Source organism: Shewanella vesiculosa (assembly GCF_009994065.1).
GTDB lineage: Bacteria > Pseudomonadota > Gammaproteobacteria > Enterobacterales > Shewanellaceae > Shewanella > Shewanella vesiculosa.
This window is the reverse complement of record NZ_JAACSD010000007.1, coordinates 392438-413386: the sequence shown is the minus strand read 5'-3', so window position 1 is coordinate 413386 and position 20949 is coordinate 392438. Positions and strand designations below refer to the sequence as shown.

Here is a 20949-nt window from a genome sequence, read left to right as displayed (position 1 = left end):
GCCGGTTCAAGTCCGGCCTCGGGTACCATTATAATCTCTAGCAATAGAGAGTGGTGTAAAAAAGCCTCAACATTAGTTGGGGCTTTTTTACGTCTGTAATTTAGCTTACACATTCAGTGATAAGTAGATAGATAAAAAGCTGAAAAGATAAAATCCCTCGCGCTCAACTTGAACATCAGGCACACAGGCGCAGGTTAATTTGATGATACATCGCGTATTGCTCTTAATATTGTGGGCTGATTTTAGATATAGCCACAATATGCCATGCATGAGTTAAAGGCCTGTAATGAGCTTGGTGTGAATTTGGTATGAAGTTGATATTTTAATCGGGTTGCACTGCAAGGCATCGCAATGATTGCTAAGCAATAGCATCATCTGGAGGGCTAAGAGATTAAAGGCTAGGCTAGCCAAAGCTTATAACGCAAGATTATTCTTGCGCTACAGGCTGTAAAGGGGACTTATTGAGCTGGATCGTCTACTTGAATTTGGCCGACGTACAATACAGGCGCCGCATCAATATCATTTGCATCCATCATGGTGGCGATGCGCTCAACGGCCGACAATAATTGGCTTTGTTCCCATTCTTCAAGATTTTGATAACGCATAATAAAATGCTCTTGTAGCGGTTTAGGTGCACTGTTTAATAATGTTTTACCAGCATCACTCAATGACAAGTGTACTTTGCGCTTGTCTGTTTCACTGCGCGTTCTAATCACCATGCCACGATTTTCGAGTCGATCAATTATGGTCGTCACTGTCGCCGCACTTAAATTAATCTCTTGCGCTATTTTTTTTGCTAATGGTGCTTCAAGTTGATCCACTTTCTGCATAACCATTAATTGTGGTCCAGTCAGACCGGATAGTTTATTTAATTGACGCGAGTGAATATCAATAGCTCTGATCACTCGCCGTAATGAAATTAGTAGTTGTTCGTATTTTTCCATAATCCCCTCATAATTCACCACGCACCATAACAGAATTCAGCTTATGACTCATGTCCAATATCAAAAAAAAGCAGAATAATGCTATAGACATTATTCTGCTTGGTTATTTTTTCAATTATGGCAAATTATAAGCTAAAAGTACGCGCCACAGATACCACAGCACGAGTATCACTGATATCGCTATCTAGGCTGGTATCTTCTACTGCAAGGTTGAAATCAAAACCTTCCCAGCTTGTCATGTATTCTGCACGATAATGGTTGTAAGAATCACTGTCTCCCCATGCCCATTTATTTTCGTCTTGCGACGTTGAACGATCGAAGCTGACGCGAATGTCATGACCTTCTGCAACAGTGAAGGTATGGGCTGCCATCATGATGTAATGACCTGCATCAACACCAAAATAATCCCATGAGTACCAGAAGTTTAATTCACTTTGACCAAGCGATGAAGCATAACCAAACTTGGTGTATACCTCTGGATAGTAATACTCATCAGAGGCATCATCGCCGTGATATGTGTAGTAAGCAATACCCGCATCGAGCGATACTCGATCTGTTAATTCAAAATATTTACCAGCATAAAAATCAAGCTCTAGCCAAGTATCATCTCCGCCACCAAAGTCTACGTTTGATGCCCAAGCACCGACATACCAACCATCATCGGCCGCGTAATCTAGGCTAGCTTGTAATGCTGGGCTATTATCTGTTTGGCTTACACCATTAAAAGTGTAATCAGACGTTGCATTAACCGTTGTGCTCAGTTCTCCTGCCATGACAGAAGTGGGTAGGGTAAATAAACTTAATAGGGCTAACTTTTTTATTGTCGTATTCATCATTATTCCTTGGATTGTTTTTATTGTTTAGTCTGCTAATTCGATTTTAGTAAAATCGATTTTATTTTCTTTTGGAGAGCGTTCAATATCCCCGACCGTACGATGGTGCGATTTCAAAATGTATATGAAACAGCTTAATATCAAGCCTATAGCCAGTGCGCCTACTAATTGAATCTGTAAAAAGTCTAGTTTAAATAATAAGGTTAAGCCACTCAGTACAACAATATTACCAACGATATAAGGAACTTTACCAAAACGTTCAACAGTGATGTTCAAATTGTCAGTATATAAACGAACGAGTGAATCTAATGAGTTAATTACAAATGTTATCCCTACTACTACCATAGCAAGATTATAAAACCCTGAGGTATCGAGAGCGTTTGCACTGTAGTAATACAACACTGTAAACCAAATCGCGATCGGGATTGAAGGGAATACCATCATAGCCAGTAACACTTGATAGGTTTTCATACCACCCACAAAGCGTGCCGTAAATTGACCAATCATAATGCTCCAAGCGAACCACCAGAACAGGTAGAACTCATGATAATCGTTTATCGGTAGTACAAAGTTATGAATGTTAGCAAAGTAGTCGCCAATTAATGCAAATGTAGTGAAAAACTCACCGACACTTGAGTCATCTGATAAAAATGCACCAGACCACATAACGGCGATTAAGCCTAAGAATAGCCAAGTACTGCCTAAACTGAGATAACGAACATAGCGAATACTGGTGCTTGAATACACTGCTGCTGCAATAACCATAAACACAATGAGGTAGAAGCTGCCGACAATGCTTTCACCATCACCTAACTGTGGTAAATACCAAGGTAAATTGCTTAATAATAAATAAGCGGTGAAGGCACACGTACCAATGATGACGATGTTATTGATAAACTTAATCAGTGGAATTTCAAAATACTTTACTCTTGGTTCAATGACACAGAAGTAGAAGCAGGTTAAAAAGTAAAATGCCCAAATTAAGCAGGCCCAAAAGCCAAACTCAATTGCCAGTGGATTAGTAAATCCATATTCTGGACTGGCAGCTAAATCGGCATAACCGGCAAACTCAGTCAACGGGAACATGATTAAACCTACATCTAGCCCGGAGGTGAACAAAATAGCAATAAAGGTAAACTTACGTACTGGGGTGACACCAATACACTGCATGTTACCCCAACGATAAATCACAAATGCGATTGCGGCAAAAGTAAATAGAATACCTATTGATAACCAGGTCGTCATTTTTTGGTTCCTTGTTGTATGTTTTTAATGCCATAGAACAATTTTTAAAGGCAAAATGCCCTCAAGCCTTAAGTATCGTGTTGACGATAGTTAAACCCTGATAGATTGATCTCAGCTAAATTGGCCATTTACAATTGTGAAGGTTGGCCACAACCTGTTATTGATGTGTATATAGGAATACACATCAATGAATGAGGGCTAATCGGAATGTCGTTTCGGAGCTTGTAAGCGTTGTGATGTTTGCCAATGCTTAGCAATAGTCACTTTTGCCAAACTGGGTGCCAGTGGCTTATTACCTAAAATAATGTCGGCAGCACGCTCGGCAACCATGATGGTCGGTGAGTTCAAATTCCCATTAGGAATAGTTGGAAAAATAGATGAGTCAACGACTCTTAAACCGTTAATACCGTGAACTTTTGTTTCTGAATCAACCACGGCCATATCATCCTCGCCCATTTTGCACGAGCAAGAAGGGTGATAGGCACTTTCAACTGAGCTTCTGACAAAACGGTCAATTTCTTCATCGGTTTTGACCGCTAAGCCTGGCTGAATTTCTTCACCACGATATTCATCTAAACCCGGTTGATTAATAATTTCACGGGTCAAACGGACGCACGCTCTAAAACCTTCGATATCATCTTGATGTGACAAATAATTGAACTGAATTTGTGGGGCAACCTTGGCATCATTTGATACGACCGTTACTGCACCGCGGCTTTTAGGTTTGTTGTGGCCAATATGCACTTGGAAACCATGGCCCGCAAACGCTTCTTTACCGTCGTAACGCATTGCAGCAGGTAGGAAATGATATTGCAGATCTGGCCACTCTAAACCCGCTTTTGAGCGGATAAAACCACAAGACTCAAAATGGTTAGTTGCGCCTAAACCCGATTTATTTAAAATCCATCGCGCACCAATAAATAATTTGCTTAATGGATCTATCTTGCCATTAAGCGAAATCGGTTTTAAGCACTTAAATTGGAAGTAAAACTCTAAATGGTCTTGCAAGTTTTGGCCTACACCAGGCAATTGATGAACTTGCTCAATACCTGCACTCGCTAATGTACTGGCATCGCCAATGCCCGACAGTTGTAAAATATGCGGCGAACCAATAGAACCTGCTGATAAAATCACTTCTTTATTGCAGTTAACATCAATTAACTCGCCTTTACGTTCGTAACGAACGCCAACAGCCGTTTTGCCTTGCATAATTACTTTATGTACAAGCGCATGAGTAACCACGGTTAAATTCGAGCGCTTCATCGCAGGGCGAAGGTACGCATTTGCTGTAGACCAACGCACGCCGTTTTTAACTGTCATGTGCATTGGGCCAAAGCCTTCTTGCTGACTGGCATTGTAATCACTCGTCGCTAGGTAACCGGCATCGACACCTGCATCAACAAAAGCTTGATATAACGGGTTTTTCATCTCATTACCGTTATTAACTGCTAATGGACCTTTATCACCGCGATAAACATTACCGCCAAAAGACCAGGTTTCAGCTTTTTTAAAGTAAGGCAGACAGTGAGCATAATCCCAGTCTTTTGCACCTTGTTGCTGCCACTCGTCAAAATCACGCGCATGGCCACGCACATAAACCATGCCATTAATGGATGATGAGCCGCCGAGTACCTTGCCTCGAGGGCAATGCATACGACGATTATCTAAATGGGGCTCTGCTTCTGTTTCAAACTGCCATGCATACTTTTTGGTATTCATCGGGATAGATAACGCCGTAGGCATTTGAATAAAAATGCTTTTGTCGCTACCTCCGGTTTCAAGTATGAGGACTTTATTGTCAGGGTTTTCCGTTAAGCGGTTGGCTAATACACAACCTGCGCTTCCGGCACCGACAATAATATAATCGTATTCATGAGATATTTGCGTAGACATTAATTGGTCACTCCTAAAATGGGCTTTCAAGTGACTGCATACCAACGTAAACAGCTTTAATTTGGGTATATGCTTTCAAGGTTTCAGAGCCATTCTCGCGGCCAATACCAGACATTTTGTAACCACCAACCGGCATTTCTGCTGGTGAGGCACCATAAGCATTGATCCAACAAATACCAGCTTGAATTTGATGAATAACCCGATGAGCGCGAGTAATGTCTTGGGTAAACACCCCAGCCGCTAAGCCGAGATGTGTACTATTAGCACGTTTAACGACTTCGTCTTCATCAGTAAAGGTCAATACCGACATGACTGGGCCAAAGACTTCTTCTTTAGATAGCGTCATTTCATCAGTGCAATCAGTAAAAATTGTTGGCGCGACAAAGAAACCATTTGGCGCATTGTCAGGCTTTAATGCACTGCCGCCCGTTAACAAAGTCGCCCCTTCTTTTTTACCAATATCAATATAATCAAGCACTTTTTGTTGATGATCACGTGAAATCAACGCGCCGAAATTAGTGTTTGGGTCCATTGGGTCGCCGCAAACAATATTCTGCTCAGTACGTTCTTTTAAACGTTGAATAAATTGTGGATAAATATCTTGCTGCACAAAGACTCTCGTACCATTGGTACACACTTCGCCTTGCGTATAAAAATTGGCTAACATTGCCGCAGAAACGGCATTTTCAACATCGGCATCGTTAAAGATTATCAATGGCGACTTACCACCAAGTTCCATGGTTACGTCTTTAAGTGTTCCCGCCGCAGCTGCCATGACTTTTTTACCGGTACCGACTTCGCCAGTGAATGACACTTTAGCGATATCTTCATTACTGGTTAGCCATGAGCCCACTTTACCGTCACCTTGAACAACGTTAAATACGCCATCTGGTACGCCAGCTTGTGTGAATATTTCCGCCAAACGCATTGCACCGCGTGGTGTTTCTTCTGATGGCTTAAAAATCATCACATTACCGCAAGCGAGAGCAGGTGCCGCTTTCCAACAAGCTATTTGCAGCGGATAGTTCCAAGCACCAATACCGGCACAAATGCCTAATGGCTCGCGGCGAGTGTAATAAAAGTCCGCTCCAACAGGTTGTTGATTGCCTTCAATACTTGGGGCAAGTCCGGCAAAGAACTCTATAGAGTCGGCGCCAGTAACCACATCAACTACCGATGCTTCTTGCCATGGCTTACCGGTATCCAATACTTCACCTGCAGCAAGTTCATCATTTTGTTCACGTAGTAGGGCAACGGCTTTTAATAAAATGCGGCTACGTTCGATTGGCGTCATTGCTGACCAAATTGCAAATCCTGCTTTCGCGCTCGCAATAGCCGCCTGTTGTACTGTTTCGGTAGCCACTTCAACTAAATAACTGACATCACCAGTCGCAGGATTAATAACCTCGAAGGTTTCTCCGCTACCATTTGAAATGTATTTACCGTGAACATAATTTTGGTATGTAATTAACGCTGACATTCAATTTCTCCATGTTGCACGATCGCAGCCTCAATAAAGGCTTTAGATAAAATTTGGGCTTGCTTAAAATCTTCTATAGGGGTGGAGCTCAGCGCGCTGCGTAACCAAAAACCATCAATCACTGCAGCGGTTTGCTTTGCTGCATTAATCGCTGCGGTATTGGGTAATAATTGCTTAAACGAAAAAAGCAGATTGCTGTATAACCGCTGACTATTAATATTTTGTAATCTTGCCAGCCCAGGATCGTGCATCGCTTGGGACCAGAAGCTTAACCATGTTTTTGTCGCGGCATTTGAACGTTGTAATTCAGTAAAGTTTGCTTCCACTATCATCGAAAGCCGTGCTACTGGAGTTAATGTTTTGCCTGATGTTCTCGTCAGTAATGCCTGCTTTAATTCATCTAACAGAAATTTCTGCGTGGCTTCTATTAACCCTTGCTTGCCACCAAAATAGTGACTGATAATTCCCGATGACATTCCCGCCAAGCCACTAATGGTATTAATCGTAGTGTGTTGCAACCCATGACGTTCGACTGACATTAACGTGGCATTTATCAGCTGTTGTTGTCTGACGTTTTTCATTATCGGTCTTGACATAAAAGGGGTCCGTTATCTGTATTAAGAATTATTAATTGAACGCTCAATTAATAAGTATGCTAATGATTAGTGCTGTAACTATCAAGCTATAATTTGATATAGGTCACAACAAAGTGGCTGTAAAATAGGGTAGGAATGCGATTGTTTTCTGTAAATATATGTTTTACATAGGTTGATTGTTGCCATCTTAACGTTGATCTTATGTTGTTAAAAACAAAAAAAATTTACATGAAATCATTACAGCTGCAGTTATTTTTGGTTTTTTATAAAAAAATGACTTCATCGTAACGTCGATATTTGTCATCAATAATCCTTTATTGATGAACCGTTATTGATGGTTAACATCTAAGAAAACGTTAATCTGCAACCCACTATCGTAATCATGAGTTATCGATCGTCACCATTTTAAGGACGTAACATTTAGAACTAATGGGGGGTTAACATTTACAGTAAAGTGCCTATCTGATGCACTTAAGTCATTAGCCAGATTAACTGTAAGGCTCAATATAATTCTGCATCGATGTCAGTGATTGATCATTGAAAGGGAGTGGCTTGTGAGTAGCTGGCGATAGATAGGTAAACAAGTTCCATGCTATAACCTTATACAAGCTTATGATCTAAGGTGTAGATATTAAGATTGTTAACTAAGAAACCATTAAATATTCAATTATCAGGCGTTAACTAAGCGGTTAAAGATGGGCAGTAGACGATCAATGATTATCTTAACGCTTTCTTTAATGGTCAATTATCAGGCGTTAACTAAGTGGTTAAAGATGGGCTGTAGACGATCAATGATTATCTTAACGCTTTATTATAATGGTCAATTATCAGGCGTTAACTAAGTGGTTAAAGATGGGCAGTAGACGATCAATGATTATCTTAACGCTTTATTATAATGGTCAATTATCAGGTGTTAGCTAAGAGGTTAAAGATGGGAAGTGCATCAATGATCATGTGGAGTGTTCTATTTGGCGCTATTGGTATGGGTTATTTTGTTTTTGGTAAACGCCAACGTGCGATTGTCCCCTTGTGTATTGGCATCGCGTTATTTGTGTTTCCTTATTTTGTTGCCAGTGTCACTAGCTTACTGATTATAGGCGTTGTTTTAGTTGCGATACCCTACTTTATCCGGCTTTAGTCGTGAGTATATGCCACGATTTAGCATCAGAGTTAAATCTGACCATTGCTACACTAGTGGCTTTTTATGCTCCAAAGAAAGTGGCTCCAAATAAAGGTTTAGCATTTTTTATGTTTGGTTGAATGGGCTTTAAGATTGTACCCTCATTACAGTCAATCACCTGCAGTGGGCTTATGTGCAGATACTGTTTCGGGACGCTTTGCGCCGTCCATGGCCGCTTGTATGCCTTGGAATATATAGATATACGTGAAAGGCCATGGTCAGAATCGGTGAAGTCAGCTTTGTTGTACTCGTAGTCAGAATCCTTAAACATAATTTCATCAATGCTTTCTTTTTGTATAATATGCTCAAGCATTCTGACTCTTGTTGTATTGTTAGTTACCTAAGAGGGAAAATATCCCCTCAAAAAGACAAACTTAGAATTTACTGATTGCAGCAAGCAAACTTTGATTGAATGTCTTATCAGTAACGACGCCTTCCTCTAAGTCAAAATTATCAAAAAAGCTTGGTAATGATATAGCGGCTATTACTGTTGCTGCAAAGTAGGGCGCTGATGCTTGCGCTGCGGCTAAGACACTTTGCGCTCCTCCAGGACCTGGCGAGGTGGACAGCATAAGAATCGGTTTATTTTGAAAGACTTTCATGTCTATTCGAGATGTCCAATCGAACAGGTTTTTATAGGCTGATGTATATGAGCCATTGTATTCAGCGAATGACATAACGATAGTATCTGCTGCGCCAATCGCGTTATAAAAATCGTGTGCTAATTGCGGAATACCAAATTCAGTTTCTCTGTCTACGCTGTATATGGGCATTTCAAAGTCATGAATGTCGATTAGCGATATATCTGCGTTGTTGATTTGCTGTGCGGCATAAAAAGCCAATTTTTTGTTAATAGAGTTTTTGCTGTTGCTTGTGCCGAAGGTCAGTACTTTCATTTTAATTTCCTGTGATCAATATTATTTCAAGTGTGCAGTATAGATTGCTTTTTAAGGGTGGCGCGCCTATCTGCGCGAGGGCTAAAGTAACACCGCCATTAGTAAGTAAAAGTCACTGTATCCCAGCTTGGTGATGTATAGTGGTCAAGTGAAGTTAGCCACTATTTTTAGTTAATTCAATTACTTTTTCATATTAAAGGTTATTCGAAATCATTCTGACTTATAAAATAACTAACACACTTCTATCCCTAAACGAGTTATAAAGTGCTCACACTGTATTGCCAGCGACGATGAACCAATATGTCTAGGCCGTAAACATATTCAAACGTTATTCCGTCATCGATCAATCTTGAGATAATTTGTATCTACTGTTGAGACTTCACTATTATCCATTTCATTCGTTTCTGATGTGAGTCATCAGGTTGCTGATATTTGTTCAAGCATTTGTGCCGATAGTGATAAAAAATGCCAGTCAGTTAACTGACTGGCATTTTTACATTGTGACGGATGCGTGTTGTAACTAAGACAACTTATTGCAGGTCTTTACTCACTAAATTACCAAATACGTACGCGTTGCTCTTCAGGTAAGTACAACTCGTCACCGGGTTTAACATCAAAGGCTTTGTACCAAGCATCGTGGTTACGTGGGGCGAGGGCGCGGTAACGACCTGGTGCATGAGTGCCAGCACGAAGTTGGCTTAACATGCTTTGCTCGGTACGTTTTTCTTTCCACACTTGAGCCCAAGCTAAAAAGAAGCGTTGATCGCCAGTAACGCCATCAATAACCGGTGCTTCTTTACCTTTTAAGCTCAACTTATAAGCGTGGTACGCCATTGATAAGCCACCAACGTCGCCGATGTTTTCACCTAAACTGTTACGTCCGTTGACAAAGTTTTCTGGAATAGGCTCATATTTGCTGTACTGCTCAGCCAGTTTATCGGCTTTAGCATCAAAGGCGGCACGATCTTTGTCGGTCCACCAATTACGCTGAATACCATTAGCGTCTGATTTAGAGCCTTGATCATCAAATCCATGACCCATTTCGTGACCAATGACCGCACCAATACTGCCATAGTTCACCGCGGGATCTGCGCTTGGATCAAAAAATGGCGGTTGTAATATAGCCGCAGGGAACACAATCTCATTAAACGAGCTGTTGTAATAGGCATTGACTGTTTGCGGGGTCATGCCCCAACGATTACGATCGGTTTTTTCCAGTTCCTGAGCTACGCTGTCGGCTTGGAAGTATTTGCGCAGATTTTTAATATCACCGACTAAATCATTTTTAGTCAGGGTTAAACCATCAAATTCTTGCCATGAATCTGGATAACCAATTTTAGGGTTAAATGCCGCTAATTTAGCATGGGCATTTACTTTAGTTTCATCGCCCATCCACTCTAAACCATCAATACGCTGTCCAAGTGCTGTGCGTAAGTTTTCAACTAATTCGGCCATTTGTTGCTTAGACGACTCAGGAAAGTAACGTGATACATACACTTTACCGATTGCAAAGCCCAATGATTGAGTGCCTGACATTTCTTCTACCGCGCGTTTCCAACGTGGACGAGGTTGTTCTTGACCTGTTAACTCTTTGCCATAAAAAGCAAAATTAGTATTGAAAATATCTTCTGACAATAATCCGGCATTATTACTGACCGTGTGGTAGGTCAGATAGTCCTGCCATACATTTAATGGCTGTTGATTTATCAAGTCAATGATAGCTTTAACCGGTTCAGGTTCAGATATATTGAGTTGAGGGACTTGATAGCCTGTTTGTGCAAAATATAAATCCCAGTCAAATCCAGGATATTGCTGAGCAAGATCTGCGCGCTTAAGTTGGTTTAAGGTTAAATCGCGATTACGACGTTTCTCTCTAGGCCATTGTGCTTGTGCTATTTTAGTTTCAAGTGCAAGAATCGCCGCGGCACGTTTTTCACCGTCTTTTATCCCCGCAAAAGCCAACATTGCAGCGATATGCTCAACATAAGCTTTACGAATATTCACAAAGCGATCACTTTCTTCTAGGTAATATGAACGGTCTGGTAAACCCAAGCCACCAGCGCCAATGGTCATTTCATATTGATTAGGGTCTAAACGGTTAAACCACATTCCACCCCAAATAGGTGATGATGTACCTGTAAGCCAGGCTTCGCCGAATATTTTTGTTAAGTCTTGAGTCGAGTTGATTGCCGCTATTTGATCTAAGGTGCCTTTAATTGGTGTGATACCCAACTTATTAATGGTTTCGGTATCCATATAGGCATGATAAAAATCAGCAATTAATTGTTCTTCTGCATTTAAATCACTGCGGCCAGCAATATCATCAATAATTGCTTTGACTTGATCTTCACTGCGCTCAGCTAAGGCATTAAATGCGCCGTAACGGGTTTTGTCTGCTGGCATGACAAAGTTGTCGTACCAATGACCACTGGCATACATAAAGAAGTCATCGCCAGGTTTAACCGCTTCATTACGCGCTGTTAAGTCAATACCAAAAGTACCTAATTCAGCTTTAGCGGGAGCAGGCGAAGTGACGGCTGCAACCTGAGTATTCGTTGTATCAGATACACCACAACCTGCTAATAGTGCAGTGGTTAATCCAATCGCAATTAAGGATCTATTCATTGTTATCGTATTCCTTAGCCAATGTGTTGACAGAGTTATTTGCTTCGTCATCTTGAAAGAATGACACAAAATGTCAACATTTGAATTGTTAGCAAATTTTAGCAACTAGGTTATTAATAAGACATTTCAGCGATGAATCTTCCTTGTTAACTATGGTTTTTTGCCACTTATCTCGCGATGATTTTACACCGTAAAAATAGTATAATTTGAATAAACCCCATGTGTGGAGTATTATTGGTTGTGGTAATGATTCGTTTTATATCGCTGTATAAATCTCTGAGGGGGCTGGATATGTCTGCAATTGAGCAAGCTGTGTTACAGCAAAATCCTGAAAAAACTGCCCAAGTCGCGCTGAAGGTGTTTTTTAATATCATGGATGCTTGGCATGTAAGAGCAAAAGATCAAATTGTGCTGTTAGGTAAGCCGGCCGAGTCGACATTTTATAATTGGAAAAAAGGTAAAGTGTCGTCATTGTCGCCAGATACCTTGGAGCGTATTTCATACGTTTTAGGCATTTATAAAGCCCTTGGGAGTTTATTTCCGACAAGAGATCAAGCCGATGCTTGGCCTCAAAAAGTCAATCAAGCCTTTAATAATCAAACAGCTTTGGAGTATATGCTAAAAGGTAGCATGATAAATTTGAGTGATATGCGGAGATACCTTGATGCACAACGAGGTTAATACCATTGAGCCTAACGCGGATAAGCTGTACAGATTAGTGCCCAGCCATTTTCCGCCTATCGACTTATTTGAACAGGTCGCCAACCCTGATGAGCTTGAGATAGTTTTTGCTATTGAATCACTCACTAACGACCGCTTACGTGAAGAAGCAGGCGAGTTGGCCCTGGTGCCAGTAGAACAACGTATTTCTGGTATTGGAACCTCGCCAATAATGGCGGCATTTACCCATATTGGTACGCCGTCACGCTTTACCAATGGTTGTCAATTTGGAGTGTATTATGCGGCTAAAACGTTACATACCGCCTTTGCTGAAACCATTTACCACCGAGAAGTGTTTTTACGCGCGACTAATGAGCCCGATACCGAACTCACTATGCGTTGCTATATTAATCAAGTCGCGTTGGCACTGCATGATATTAGATCCCAAGAATTTGATGACTTACACACAGATGACTACGCGATAGCACAGCAATTTGCTAAAGCATTGCGTGCCCGTGACAGTAATGGCCTGGTATATCGTAGTGTAAGAGACTGTGGTGGTGAATGTATTGCGGCATTCAAACCTAAAGCCGTCACAATCCCACAGCAAGGTGGGCATTACAAATACATCTGGAGTAGTAAAAAGCAAAAGATTGAGCACATATTAGAAGTCAATTTGATTAAGTAACCGCAGCCATTTAACGGTTCTCATCTTCAGATAAACAAATGTAAAATGAATCGCATCTAATGCTACAACTTGTTTAATACCTAAATCTTTTACACGTTAGACGCTCAAGCCGCTATCTAGAATCAACCTCACTATTCTATAAATTGCATTATCTCTTATGCTTAAACTTTCCGGTTACTCTGGCAGTTGTTGCAGTGACTTATCGATTTGCTCAGATAACTGAGTCAATAAATGGCTGTATGCACTAACCATGTCTGGCGCCGTTGCTCCTGCTTTGGTGACAGCAGTGAAGTGTTGCTGGGTGATATGTCGGTTTACTTGGTTATCGATAAGATCCCAATAAACATTTAATCTGACATTGTTACTGTCTCTGCTTAAGCTCATAAGCTTTATTTTGACACTGTACTGCGGGCTATTTTCTGCTCCCCAGGGGAATAACACTAACTTACGACTATGATCGCTTTGGTTGAGATTAATACTCACGACACGGCCGATACCTTGATCTAATGGCTCAGCCCAGTAGCTGTTGGCCATTCTTTGTAGGCTGCCATCTTCAAGCGGATATACCATTTGAGTAAAGTTTAGGTACTCGGGTATTTCAATAGGGCCAATGCCAATATCGTATTCGAGTGATGTACTGCCGGGCTCTATCTGCAAGGACGGTGCGGTTAACACAAAGTACTGTTTTGGCGGTGAGCTTTGGCAGCCGCTGATCAGGCTAAGTGCCAATAAACTCACACTCCAATATAGTGATCTCATCCAAGATAGCCTCATAACATTATTCTCCTTGCTTACCACGTATAATTGCCTCGGGTTGCTCATCTAAGGTTTCACTTAAACTACGTAACGCCCGAGCTGTGCGGCTAATTTCTGCCAATGTATTGGTTAATTCAATCACAAGTGGGGAGTTTTGATCTAAAGAATTACCTGCTTGATTCGCCAACTGATCAATACTGACTAATGTTTTGTGCAATGCCGCTAAACTGAGGTTGAGGGACTCAACCATTTGCGGTTCATCTTTATTCAACTGCATCAATAAACTATCTAGTTTAGCCAGTACTTCGACACTCTTGGAGCCTAATGTCGCCTGAGTTGTATCGATATGCACAGCGGTGTTTCTAACGGCTGTTGCAGCGCTATCAAAATTATCCAGCGCTTGCTGTATTTTGCCACTGGCGGCAATGTCGCTAAGTTGCTGAGCCAATTTATCCACATTGGTGATGACGTTTTTCAAGTTCAATGATTGCAGATCTTTAAACAAGGATTCGAAATCAGTCGCTATGGTTGGTAGCTCCAATAATGAATCTTTGTCATCATGGAAATGTGCGGATGTGTTGGGATAAAAATCTAATTCAACATAGAGTTGTCCGGTTAATAAACTCAGATAATTCAGCTGAGCACGTAAGCCATTCTCTATCGCATGGGAGAAAAACTCTTCTCCAACTTGTATGCCTTTAAGATTGATGCGTTTCAACAGTAAATCGGCGTGAACTGAGGCCGTGACACCTTGGCTACTGTCGTTGGGGAAATCAATGCTAATATCGCTTATTTCACCAATGATTACGCCTTTTAACTTCACTGGTGCACCGACTTGAAGCCCTTGTACTGAGTTATTGAAATACATGACCACAGGCGCTTTTTCGGCAAATATTCGCCCACCAGAAAAAAATAGCAGGGCGATAAACACTAAAATAATCGCGCCAAAGATAAAGGCCCCAATCGCAAGAGGAAGTCGCTGGCTTTTACTCATGATGCCTCCACTTTATCAGCACGATTGAGAAATTGTCGCACTCGAGCTTGGCTACTGTTAAGTTTTAATTCTCTCGGATCGCCACAATCAAGCATGGTATTGGTTTGATTATCGAGAAACACACAGCGGGTGCCGATTGACAATATACTGGGTAGCTCGTGCGATACGATAATCACGGTCGAGTCCAGTGCTTGGCAAATTTGCACAATTAGGTGATCTAAGCGCATAGAGCTAATGGGATCTAAGCCTGCTGAAGGCTCATCAAAAAATAACAATTGTGGATCCAGTGCAATCGCGCGTGCCAAGCCTGCACGCTTATGCATACCGCCACTTAATTCGGCAGGGTAAAATTTTTCAAATCCAGCTAAGCCGACTAAAGCAAGCTTATATGCCACAGCCTCTGCTATTTGCCGATCCGAAAGGTCGGTATACAGTTGTAGCGGTAAAGCCACATTTTCGGCAAGCGACATACTGGAAAACAACGCGCCAGTTTGAAACGTGATCCCCCAGTCTTTGAGCATGGCCACTTGCGCTGGTTCATCAGCGTCATAAAAGTTTTTACCTTGATAAAGTACTTCTCCCTTAAGTGGGGTTAACAATCCTACCATTGATTTAAGTAAGGTTGTTTTGCCGCAACCGCTTCCGCCAATGACAAAAAAGATATCATTTTTGTTAATCTCGAAGTTCAGTTGTTTTTGTACCTCGGTCGTACCATAACCGACACTAAGATTGCGTACACTGATGAAGGCATCATCCACCATAATTAGATCCCTAACTTATCGTATAAGATATTGAGCGCGGCATCGGAAACCACCAGAAACACAATGGCTTTAACTACAGCACTGGTCGTGGCTAAACCAACGGCATTAGAATCTCGCCCGCATTTAAGCCCGGCCTGACAACCTGCAATCGCAATCAAAAAACCAAAAATAAGGCTTTTTATCAACCCGGTGGATATGTCTACCCAATCAATGGCAACCTGAGTTTGTAAAATATATTGGGTGTAACTCACGCCCATGCCATTGGCAACTACTGCACCGCCGATCATGCCTATCACGTCAGAGTAAATGCACATTAATGGCATAATGAAAATCAATGCCAACAAGCGAGGTAACACCAGAAACTCCATGGTGGAAATACCCATGACTCGCAGCGCATCAATCTCTTCATTGACCTGCATGGTGCCTAATTGAGCAGCATACGCGGCTCCCGTTCTGCCAGCCATAATAACGCCTGTCATCAGGGCGCCCATTTCGCGTACCATTCCAATAGCCACTAGGTTAGCGACATACACCTGAGCACCTAACTGACGCAGCTGCACTGAACCTAAATAGGCTAAAATCATTCCCACTAGCAGACTAATCAAAGTGACAATCGCCAGTCCTTTAGGCCCTGCTTGTTCAATAAAAAATACGATATCACTGCGCCGAGTACTGGCTTTACCTCTTAACCAACGCCCTAATGCCAACGTGCTTTCCCCGACAAACACTAAGCCATCGTGCACCTGTAAGCCTTGTACAATCATGCCTTTACGAAGCGTGACCCACATGCCACCAATGACACCATCATTCGCCGTTTGATACACAGGCACATCGGTAGCTAGCTGCAGTAATTGTTGTAATCCTTGTGGGGTATCTTGAATATTGAGGGTTATTTTTTGTTGTTCACACCAGCGGGATAATTGTAATAAGGCAATGGCAAGGCTTGAATCCCACTGAGATAATTCAGTCGTCACTAATCTGACAGTATGGCAAGTTGCGGGAAGGGCGGCACAAATATCGGCACCTAGTGGTGCTTGGCCTAATTGCCAATCACCTGCAAGACTCAGGTCGCAGTTGTCATCGTGCATGTCGATATCAAATGTGGCGAGTGTCATACTAGACCCCAAAAAAAGTAGCAATCAAGTGTATATTTGCATCAAGTTCATTGTTGTACTGATCACAAGTGTAGACCAATCGCTCAGATTGTATTTTGACCTTGAACAAATAAACTCATTAACTATTAAACTGATAACGCTATCTAGCTGGCTAATAACAACCTTCAATGGCTAAATATGCCGCTTGCATATCGCGATTTAACATAAATAAACTTGCACAGACAAAATTTAGCGCTACTATGTACCCTATAAATGGTACTGTGTTTTTATACAGTATCTAGTATAAATGTACGAGGTTAGCGTATGCGCTTTATTCCCATTGTCGCCAGTGCTGGCATTACCGGTTTTGAAAGCCCTGCTGCTGAGTATCTTCAATTAGGCCTCAGTCTTGATGAGATGTTAGTGCAACATCCAAGTTCGACTTTTATCGGCTTAGCCCAAGGTGAGTCAATGCAAGGTGTTGGGATATTCGATGGCGACTTACTGATTGTCGATCGTCATGAAACGGCTAAAAGTGGCGACGTGATTGTGGCTAATTTTAATGGTGAATTTGTGTGTAAAATTCTCGATCTGCAACGGCGAATGCTAGTGTCATCTCATGAGCAACATTTACCAGTAACCATTTGCGATTATGATGACTTTAGTATTGAAGGTGTGGTGATCCGCTCAATTCGTTGTCATCGCCAAAGCCCCATGTTTGTTAGCCACCAAGGGTAAGCAACAATGTTTGCCTTAGTTGATGCCAATGCTTTTTATTGCAGTGCTGAACAGGTATTTCGCCCTGATTGGCGTGGTAAGCCAATCATTGTACTGAGCAATAACGACGGTTGTATTGTGGCTGCTAATCGACAAGCAAAAGAAGCGGGCATACAAAAATTTCTACCCTATTTTCAAGTTAAAGCGCTATGTGCCGAGCGTAATGTGATTGTGTGTTCATCTAACTATGAGCTCTATGCCGATTTATCAGCAAAAATGATGGCGATAATAGGCCGCTTTGCGCCCGATCAGCATGTGTACTCCATCGATGAATGTTTCCTGTCGTTTAAACACAGTTACCCCGCGATTAAATGCCTGCATACCCATGGTCAGTTAATCCGTCGTACGGTTTGGAAAGAAGCGCGTTTACCCGTCTGTGTCGGTATGGGCGACACCTTGACCTTAGCCAAGATAGCCAATCATGCCGCTAAAAAAATCCCAGGATACCAAGGTGTTTGCGTAATTGAGACATTGCAGCAACGCACTGACATTTTGCGTCAGCTTGCGGTCGGTGATGTATGGGGCATTGGTAGGCGTATAAGTAAAAAACTTGAAGTAATGAATATTCGCAGCGCATATGATCTTGCCTGTATGCCACCGAGCCTTGCGAGAAAACAATTTAGTATTGAAATAGAGCGAACGGTTCGTGAACTGAATGGTCAAGTCTGTAAACAATGGGATGAGGCAAGGGCAGATAAAAAACAAATTTTCTCGACTCGTAGTGTTGGTGAGCGCATCACTGACTATGAATTGCTATTACAGGCATTGAGTAAACATATCGCTATCGCGGCGCTTAAAGCGCGTCAGCAAGGCTCGTATTGCAAAACCATGTTGCTGTTTGCCAGTAATTCCCCTCATGACGAACGGCCCGTGAGTGATAAGGTCATTGTCCATTTCCCTTGCCCGACACATTGCTCTGTTGAACTCACCAAAGCGCTTAGACAAGCTGCACCAAGGTTGTTTCGCGTCGGGGTGCGGTATTACAAAATTGGCGTAGGCCTTGTTAATTTAGCCAGCGAGAAATATTTTCAATTTGATTTATTCAATCCTGCTAAGGTCGATTATGCCCTCATGCACACCCTTGATAGCATCAACCAACGTTATGGCCGCGATACTGTGTTTCTTGCTGCACAAGGAATACAACAAAAGTGGGCAATGCGTCGTGATTTGCTTACTCCTCAATATTCAACTCAATGGAAATGCTTACCCAAGATTAAATGTTAATATTTTTATGGGTTCCATCATTAAAATTGTCATTGAGTAAATAAAATAGAAATCACTGATTCGATTATTGATATTGAGCTAAGCGTGGCACCAGTCACAAAATATCAATGCTAATTGGCATATGCCATTAATCGGCGTATATATAGCATATGCCAATTACTATTAATCGATAATGGCAAGCATTAATGTCATCAACCATAACCATTTATGCCGTTTAAAATAAATGGTATCTCGATGATAAAATTGAATATTATACAGTGAGGACAGCCCCCATGATTACAGCCATACCCATGAAAGCAGAAAATATTTCCAACCATTTTAGCAAAGCCGATGAGGTACTGTTTATTAATGACCAAGCTCAAGTCGTCGGACGTTTTACCAACCCAGCTTTACTCGATGGATGTGAGGGCAAGCAGCAATTAGTCAGTTTGATACTGGCACAAGGCGCTAATCGGGTGATCATACGTAATATTGGCCAGCAGTTATTGTCTAAGCTACTAAACCAGAATTTGAGTGTATTTCATGCAAAAAACGGCCGTACAGAGTTACAGCATTTTGCGGCTGCTGTTTTATCCGACTGTGAACAATATACCCAAGTAAGTCAGGGGCGTCCGTCAGTGAAACATATTGCTAAGCAAGCTAATGGCGGTTGTTGCGATCATGATCATGCTGATGGAGAAGCGGGCTGTCACAGTGGACCTGAGGTGATAAAGAAACGTTGCTGTGAAACTAAAGCGGGCGCAGAAAGCGCCATGATGAAACCTTGTTGTAATAAAAAGCACTCACTCATGCACCAACATTAGTGAATGCGCAGGTCGAAGTGATGTGCTTACAGCGCTGTTAGTTTTAAATCATAGCGCTGTAATTTACGATATAAAGTACGAACACTAATATTAAGCTTAATGGCTAATTCTGCTGGAGACCCTTGAAATTGCTCACAGACCTGAAAAAGATACCTATACTCAACGTCATCTAATGACATGATCGTGGTTGCCGTTTTTAGGGAATTGTTTTCTTCGGTCGACAGGTTATTAGGTTGAACAATTTCAGGTAAATCACTGCTGTGGATCATATCTTCGTTGGCTATTAATGCTGATTGCTCAATAATGTTTTTCAATTCACGAATATTACCTGGATAGGCATAACGACTGAGTAAGGTTAACGCATTAGCTGAAAACTTTTTATGCTTGTATTCAGAATATTTAATAAAGTGATTAACGAGCGTTGGAATATCATCATGGCGTTCACGTAACGAGGGTAAGTAAATCGGAAATCCTGCAATGCGATAATACAAATCACGTCTGAATTCTCCTTTTTCAACTAAATCGAGTAAATTTTTATGGCTGGCGCTGACTAATCTAAAATCAGAACGTTTTTGTTTTAAGCCCCCAACGGCGCGATAGCATTGAGTTTCAAGTAATCTGAGTAACTTGACTTGCATATTCATTGGTACGTCGCCAATTTCATCAAAAAACACCGTCCCACCATGGGCGATTTCAATCAGACCTTTTTTGCTGGTGGTCGCCCCGGTAAAGGCACCTTTTTCATAGCCAAATAATTCACTTTCGAATAGATTCTCACTCAGTCCGGTACATTCAATCACCACAAATGGCTTATCACTTCTACTGCTGGCTTGATGTACAGCTTTGGCGACCAGCTCTTTACCAGCGCCTGTTTCACCTTGCAATAGTACTGCAATGTTGGATTGAGAGGCGCGATTTATCCGATTGAGCATTTCCTTAAACGGCGCGGATTGACCGACCATAGTGCCTTTTTTAGATTCGATCGATGCATAATCAATAGCATCTAGAATCTCTAGAAATCCTAAGATTTGGCCATCATTATCTTTAATCGGTTTCATTAAAATATCGCAATATGACTTGCCATGAGCCGTGCTATGGATATGCATCGCATTGGCTGCTCTAGTCGTACTCAAGCATTGCTGTAAAGGGCAATCTTCGCCGTGTTTGTCACAAGGTTCGTTACTGTGATGGGAAATCTGATGACACTTACTTCGACCCAATATCACTTTGGTCTCATATGTTTCTGCATAGGCTTCATTGACCGCATGTATGACATAGTCTGGGGTAATAAATATTGCCGGTTTATCAATCGCGTTTATCATCGATTGGACTACGGTAGTGTTATCCATTTATTGCTCTCACTTGTCTATATATGCATCAGTTAATTCTAATATGTCATTATAGGTGCCATAATTGTCACGTCAATGCCACATTTGTCACTTGGTAACCTTGCATTTACATTATCTAAACATTGATTGGCTCTAGGTAACTGATTTCATT

Annotated in this window: 20 protein-coding genes; 6 read left to right on the top strand and 14 right to left on the bottom strand. The window is 41.6% G+C overall.

All coding sequences use genetic code 11. The features are described from left to right. Positions 1–458 precede the first annotated feature (458 nt). From GW828_RS09895 to betI, 6 genes are all read right to left on the bottom strand, one after another. Positions 459–944, bottom strand: a complete 486-nt coding sequence (locus tag GW828_RS09895; RefSeq protein ID WP_124014928.1) for a MarR family winged helix-turn-helix transcriptional regulator — start codon at positions 942–944, stop codon at positions 459–461. A 125-nt stretch (positions 945–1069) separates the two neighbouring features. Next, the gene (locus GW828_RS09890) at positions 1070–1777 is read right to left on the bottom strand and encodes a TorF family putative porin (protein ID WP_182722972.1); all 708 of its coding nucleotides are present in this window, start codon (positions 1775–1777) and stop codon (positions 1070–1072) included. A 27-nt stretch (positions 1778–1804) separates the two neighbouring features. After that, positions 1805–3022, bottom strand: coding sequence for a BCCT family transporter (locus tag GW828_RS09885; RefSeq protein WP_124014926.1), 1218 nt, complete (start codon positions 3020–3022; stop codon positions 1805–1807). Between the two features lie 198 nt (positions 3023–3220). Beyond that, complete coding sequence (betA, locus tag GW828_RS09880; protein ID WP_124014925.1) at positions 3221–4915, bottom strand: choline dehydrogenase; 1695 nt, start codon at positions 4913–4915, stop codon at positions 3221–3223. 13 nt (positions 4916–4928) lie between these two features. Next, positions 4929–6395 (bottom strand): betaine-aldehyde dehydrogenase, encoded by a 1467-nt coding sequence (betB, locus tag GW828_RS09875; RefSeq protein ID WP_273059870.1) that lies wholly within the window; start codon positions 6393–6395, stop codon positions 4929–4931. Further along, positions 6383–6991: a transcriptional regulator BetI gene (gene betI, locus GW828_RS09870; protein WP_124014923.1), complete on the bottom strand. Its 609-nt coding sequence runs from the start codon at positions 6989–6991 to the stop codon at positions 6383–6385. The genes betB and betI overlap by 13 nt, the downstream gene beginning before the upstream one ends. Positions 6992–7922: 931 nt before the next feature. Between betI and GW828_RS09865 the strand changes: the two genes are divergently transcribed. Then, positions 7923–8129, top strand: coding sequence for a hypothetical protein (locus GW828_RS09865; protein ID WP_182697407.1), 207 nt, complete (start codon positions 7923–7925; stop codon positions 8127–8129). Positions 8130–8193: 64 nt separating this feature from the next. Here GW828_RS09865 and GW828_RS09860 read toward each other — a convergent pair whose 3' ends face one another. The 3 genes from GW828_RS09860 to GW828_RS09850 all read right to left on the bottom strand — a co-directional run bounded on the left by GW828_RS09860 (position 8194) and on the right by GW828_RS09850 (position 11692). Beyond that, positions 8194–8484, bottom strand: a complete 291-nt coding sequence (locus GW828_RS09860) for a hypothetical protein (protein ID WP_273059867.1) — start codon at positions 8482–8484, stop codon at positions 8194–8196. 61 nt (positions 8485–8545) lie between these two features. Continuing rightward, positions 8546–9067, bottom strand: a complete 522-nt coding sequence (locus tag GW828_RS09855; protein WP_124014921.1) for an NADPH-dependent FMN reductase — start codon at positions 9065–9067, stop codon at positions 8546–8548. Between the two features lie 555 nt (positions 9068–9622). After that, positions 9623–11692: a M13 family metallopeptidase gene (locus tag GW828_RS09850; RefSeq protein WP_182722968.1), complete on the bottom strand. Its 2070-nt coding sequence runs from the start codon at positions 11690–11692 to the stop codon at positions 9623–9625. A 291-nt stretch (positions 11693–11983) separates the two neighbouring features. Between GW828_RS09850 and GW828_RS09845 the strand changes: the two genes are divergently transcribed. Together GW828_RS09845 and GW828_RS09840 are read left to right on the top strand one after the other, a co-directional pair. After that, positions 11984–12373 (top strand): antitoxin Xre-like helix-turn-helix domain-containing protein, encoded by a 390-nt coding sequence (locus GW828_RS09845; protein ID WP_273059864.1) that lies wholly within the window; start codon positions 11984–11986, stop codon positions 12371–12373. Next, the gene (locus GW828_RS09840) at positions 12357–13040 is read left to right on the top strand and encodes an RES family NAD+ phosphorylase (RefSeq protein WP_273059862.1); all 684 of its coding nucleotides are present in this window, start codon (positions 12357–12359) and stop codon (positions 13038–13040) included. The genes GW828_RS09845 and GW828_RS09840 overlap by 17 nt, the downstream gene beginning before the upstream one ends. Before the next feature lie 174 nt (positions 13041–13214). On the opposite strand, the gene GW828_RS09835 is transcribed toward GW828_RS09840, so the two are convergent. From GW828_RS09835 to GW828_RS09820, 4 genes are read right to left on the bottom strand one after another with little or no spacing between them, the layout of a single operon-like run. Continuing rightward, entirely contained in the window at positions 13215–13799 is a 585-nt protein-coding gene (locus GW828_RS09835) for a PqiC family protein (protein ID WP_165870025.1), read from the bottom strand. Between the two features lie 19 nt (positions 13800–13818). After that, positions 13819–14790 (bottom strand): MlaD family protein, encoded by a 972-nt coding sequence (locus tag GW828_RS09830; protein ID WP_273059860.1) that lies wholly within the window; start codon positions 14788–14790, stop codon positions 13819–13821. Continuing rightward, positions 14787–15551, bottom strand: a complete 765-nt coding sequence (locus tag GW828_RS09825) for an ABC transporter ATP-binding protein (RefSeq protein WP_182697401.1) — start codon at positions 15549–15551, stop codon at positions 14787–14789. The genes GW828_RS09830 and GW828_RS09825 overlap by 4 nt, the downstream gene beginning before the upstream one ends. A gap of 2 nt (positions 15552–15553) precedes the next feature. Further along, the gene (locus GW828_RS09820; protein ID WP_182697400.1) at positions 15554–16666 is read right to left on the bottom strand and encodes an MlaE family ABC transporter permease; all 1113 of its coding nucleotides are present in this window, start codon (positions 16664–16666) and stop codon (positions 15554–15556) included. Positions 16667–16969: 303 nt separating this feature from the next. On the opposite strand from GW828_RS09820, the gene GW828_RS09815 reads away from it, so the two are divergent. The 3 genes from GW828_RS09815 to GW828_RS09805 all read left to right on the top strand — a co-directional run bounded on the left by GW828_RS09815 (position 16970) and on the right by GW828_RS09805 (position 19449). Then, the gene (locus GW828_RS09815) at positions 16970–17383 is read left to right on the top strand and encodes a LexA family protein (protein WP_124014913.1); all 414 of its coding nucleotides are present in this window, start codon (positions 16970–16972) and stop codon (positions 17381–17383) included. A gap of 6 nt (positions 17384–17389) precedes the next feature. Next, entirely contained in the window at positions 17390–18646 is a 1257-nt protein-coding gene (locus tag GW828_RS09810) for a Y-family DNA polymerase (protein WP_273059856.1), read from the top strand. 272 nt (positions 18647–18918) lie between these two features. Next, positions 18919–19449: a NifB/NifX family molybdenum-iron cluster-binding protein gene (locus tag GW828_RS09805; RefSeq protein WP_273059854.1), complete on the top strand. Its 531-nt coding sequence runs from the start codon at positions 18919–18921 to the stop codon at positions 19447–19449. A 26-nt stretch (positions 19450–19475) separates the two neighbouring features. On the opposite strand, the gene GW828_RS09800 is transcribed toward GW828_RS09805, so the two are convergent. Beyond that, a complete protein-coding gene (locus GW828_RS09800) occupies positions 19476–20798 on the bottom strand; it encodes a sigma-54 interaction domain-containing protein (protein WP_273059852.1) in 1323 nt (440 codons plus the stop codon). Between the last annotated feature and the right edge of the window lie 151 nt (positions 20799–20949).

Excerpts from the sequence above, each read along its gene's own strand:
- GW828_RS09890 (WP_182722972.1), bottom strand. The coding sequence starts at position 1,777 with ATGAATACGACAATAAAAAAGTTAGCCCTATTAAGTTTATTTACCCTA.
- betB (WP_273059870.1), bottom strand. The coding sequence starts at position 6,395 with ATGTCAGCGTTAATTACATACCAAAATTATGTTCACGGTAAATACATT.
- betA (WP_124014925.1), bottom strand. The coding sequence starts at position 4,915 with ATGTCTACGCAAATATCTCATGAATACGATTATATTATTGTCGGTGCC.
- GW828_RS09840 (WP_273059862.1), top strand. The coding sequence starts at position 12,357 with ATGCACAACGAGGTTAATACCATTGAGCCTAACGCGGATAAGCTGTAC.
- GW828_RS09855 (WP_124014921.1), bottom strand. The coding sequence starts at position 9,067 with ATGAAAGTACTGACCTTCGGCACAAGCAACAGCAAAAACTCTATTAAC.
- GW828_RS09865 (WP_182697407.1), top strand. The coding sequence starts at position 7,923 with ATGGGAAGTGCATCAATGATCATGTGGAGTGTTCTATTTGGCGCTATT.
- GW828_RS09805 (WP_273059854.1), top strand. The coding sequence starts at position 18,919 with ATGATTACAGCCATACCCATGAAAGCAGAAAATATTTCCAACCATTTT.
- GW828_RS09810 (WP_273059856.1), top strand. The coding sequence starts at position 17,390 with ATGTTTGCCTTAGTTGATGCCAATGCTTTTTATTGCAGTGCTGAACAG.
- GW828_RS09845 (WP_273059864.1), top strand. The coding sequence starts at position 11,984 with ATGTCTGCAATTGAGCAAGCTGTGTTACAGCAAAATCCTGAAAAAACT.
- GW828_RS09860 (WP_273059867.1), bottom strand. The coding sequence starts at position 8,484 with ATGCTTGAGCATATTATACAAAAAGAAAGCATTGATGAAATTATGTTT.
- GW828_RS09835 (WP_165870025.1), bottom strand. The coding sequence starts at position 13,799 with ATGAGATCACTATATTGGAGTGTGAGTTTATTGGCACTTAGCCTGATC.
- betI (WP_124014923.1), bottom strand. The coding sequence starts at position 6,991 with ATGTCAAGACCGATAATGAAAAACGTCAGACAACAACAGCTGATAAAT.
- GW828_RS09850 (WP_182722968.1), bottom strand. The coding sequence starts at position 11,692 with ATGAATAGATCCTTAATTGCGATTGGATTAACCACTGCACTATTAGCA.
- GW828_RS09825 (WP_182697401.1), bottom strand. The coding sequence starts at position 15,551 with ATGGTGGATGATGCCTTCATCAGTGTACGCAATCTTAGTGTCGGTTAT.
- GW828_RS09815 (WP_124014913.1), top strand. The coding sequence starts at position 16,970 with ATGCGCTTTATTCCCATTGTCGCCAGTGCTGGCATTACCGGTTTTGAA.
- GW828_RS09895 (WP_124014928.1), bottom strand. The coding sequence starts at position 944 with ATGGAAAAATACGAACAACTACTAATTTCATTACGGCGAGTGATCAGA.
- GW828_RS09885 (WP_124014926.1), bottom strand. The coding sequence starts at position 3,022 with ATGACGACCTGGTTATCAATAGGTATTCTATTTACTTTTGCCGCAATC.
- GW828_RS09820 (WP_182697400.1), bottom strand. The coding sequence starts at position 16,666 with ATGACACTCGCCACATTTGATATCGACATGCACGATGACAACTGCGAC.
- GW828_RS09800 (WP_273059852.1), bottom strand. The coding sequence starts at position 20,798 with ATGGATAACACTACCGTAGTCCAATCGATGATAAACGCGATTGATAAA.
- GW828_RS09830 (WP_273059860.1), bottom strand. The coding sequence starts at position 14,790 with ATGAGTAAAAGCCAGCGACTTCCTCTTGCGATTGGGGCCTTTATCTTT.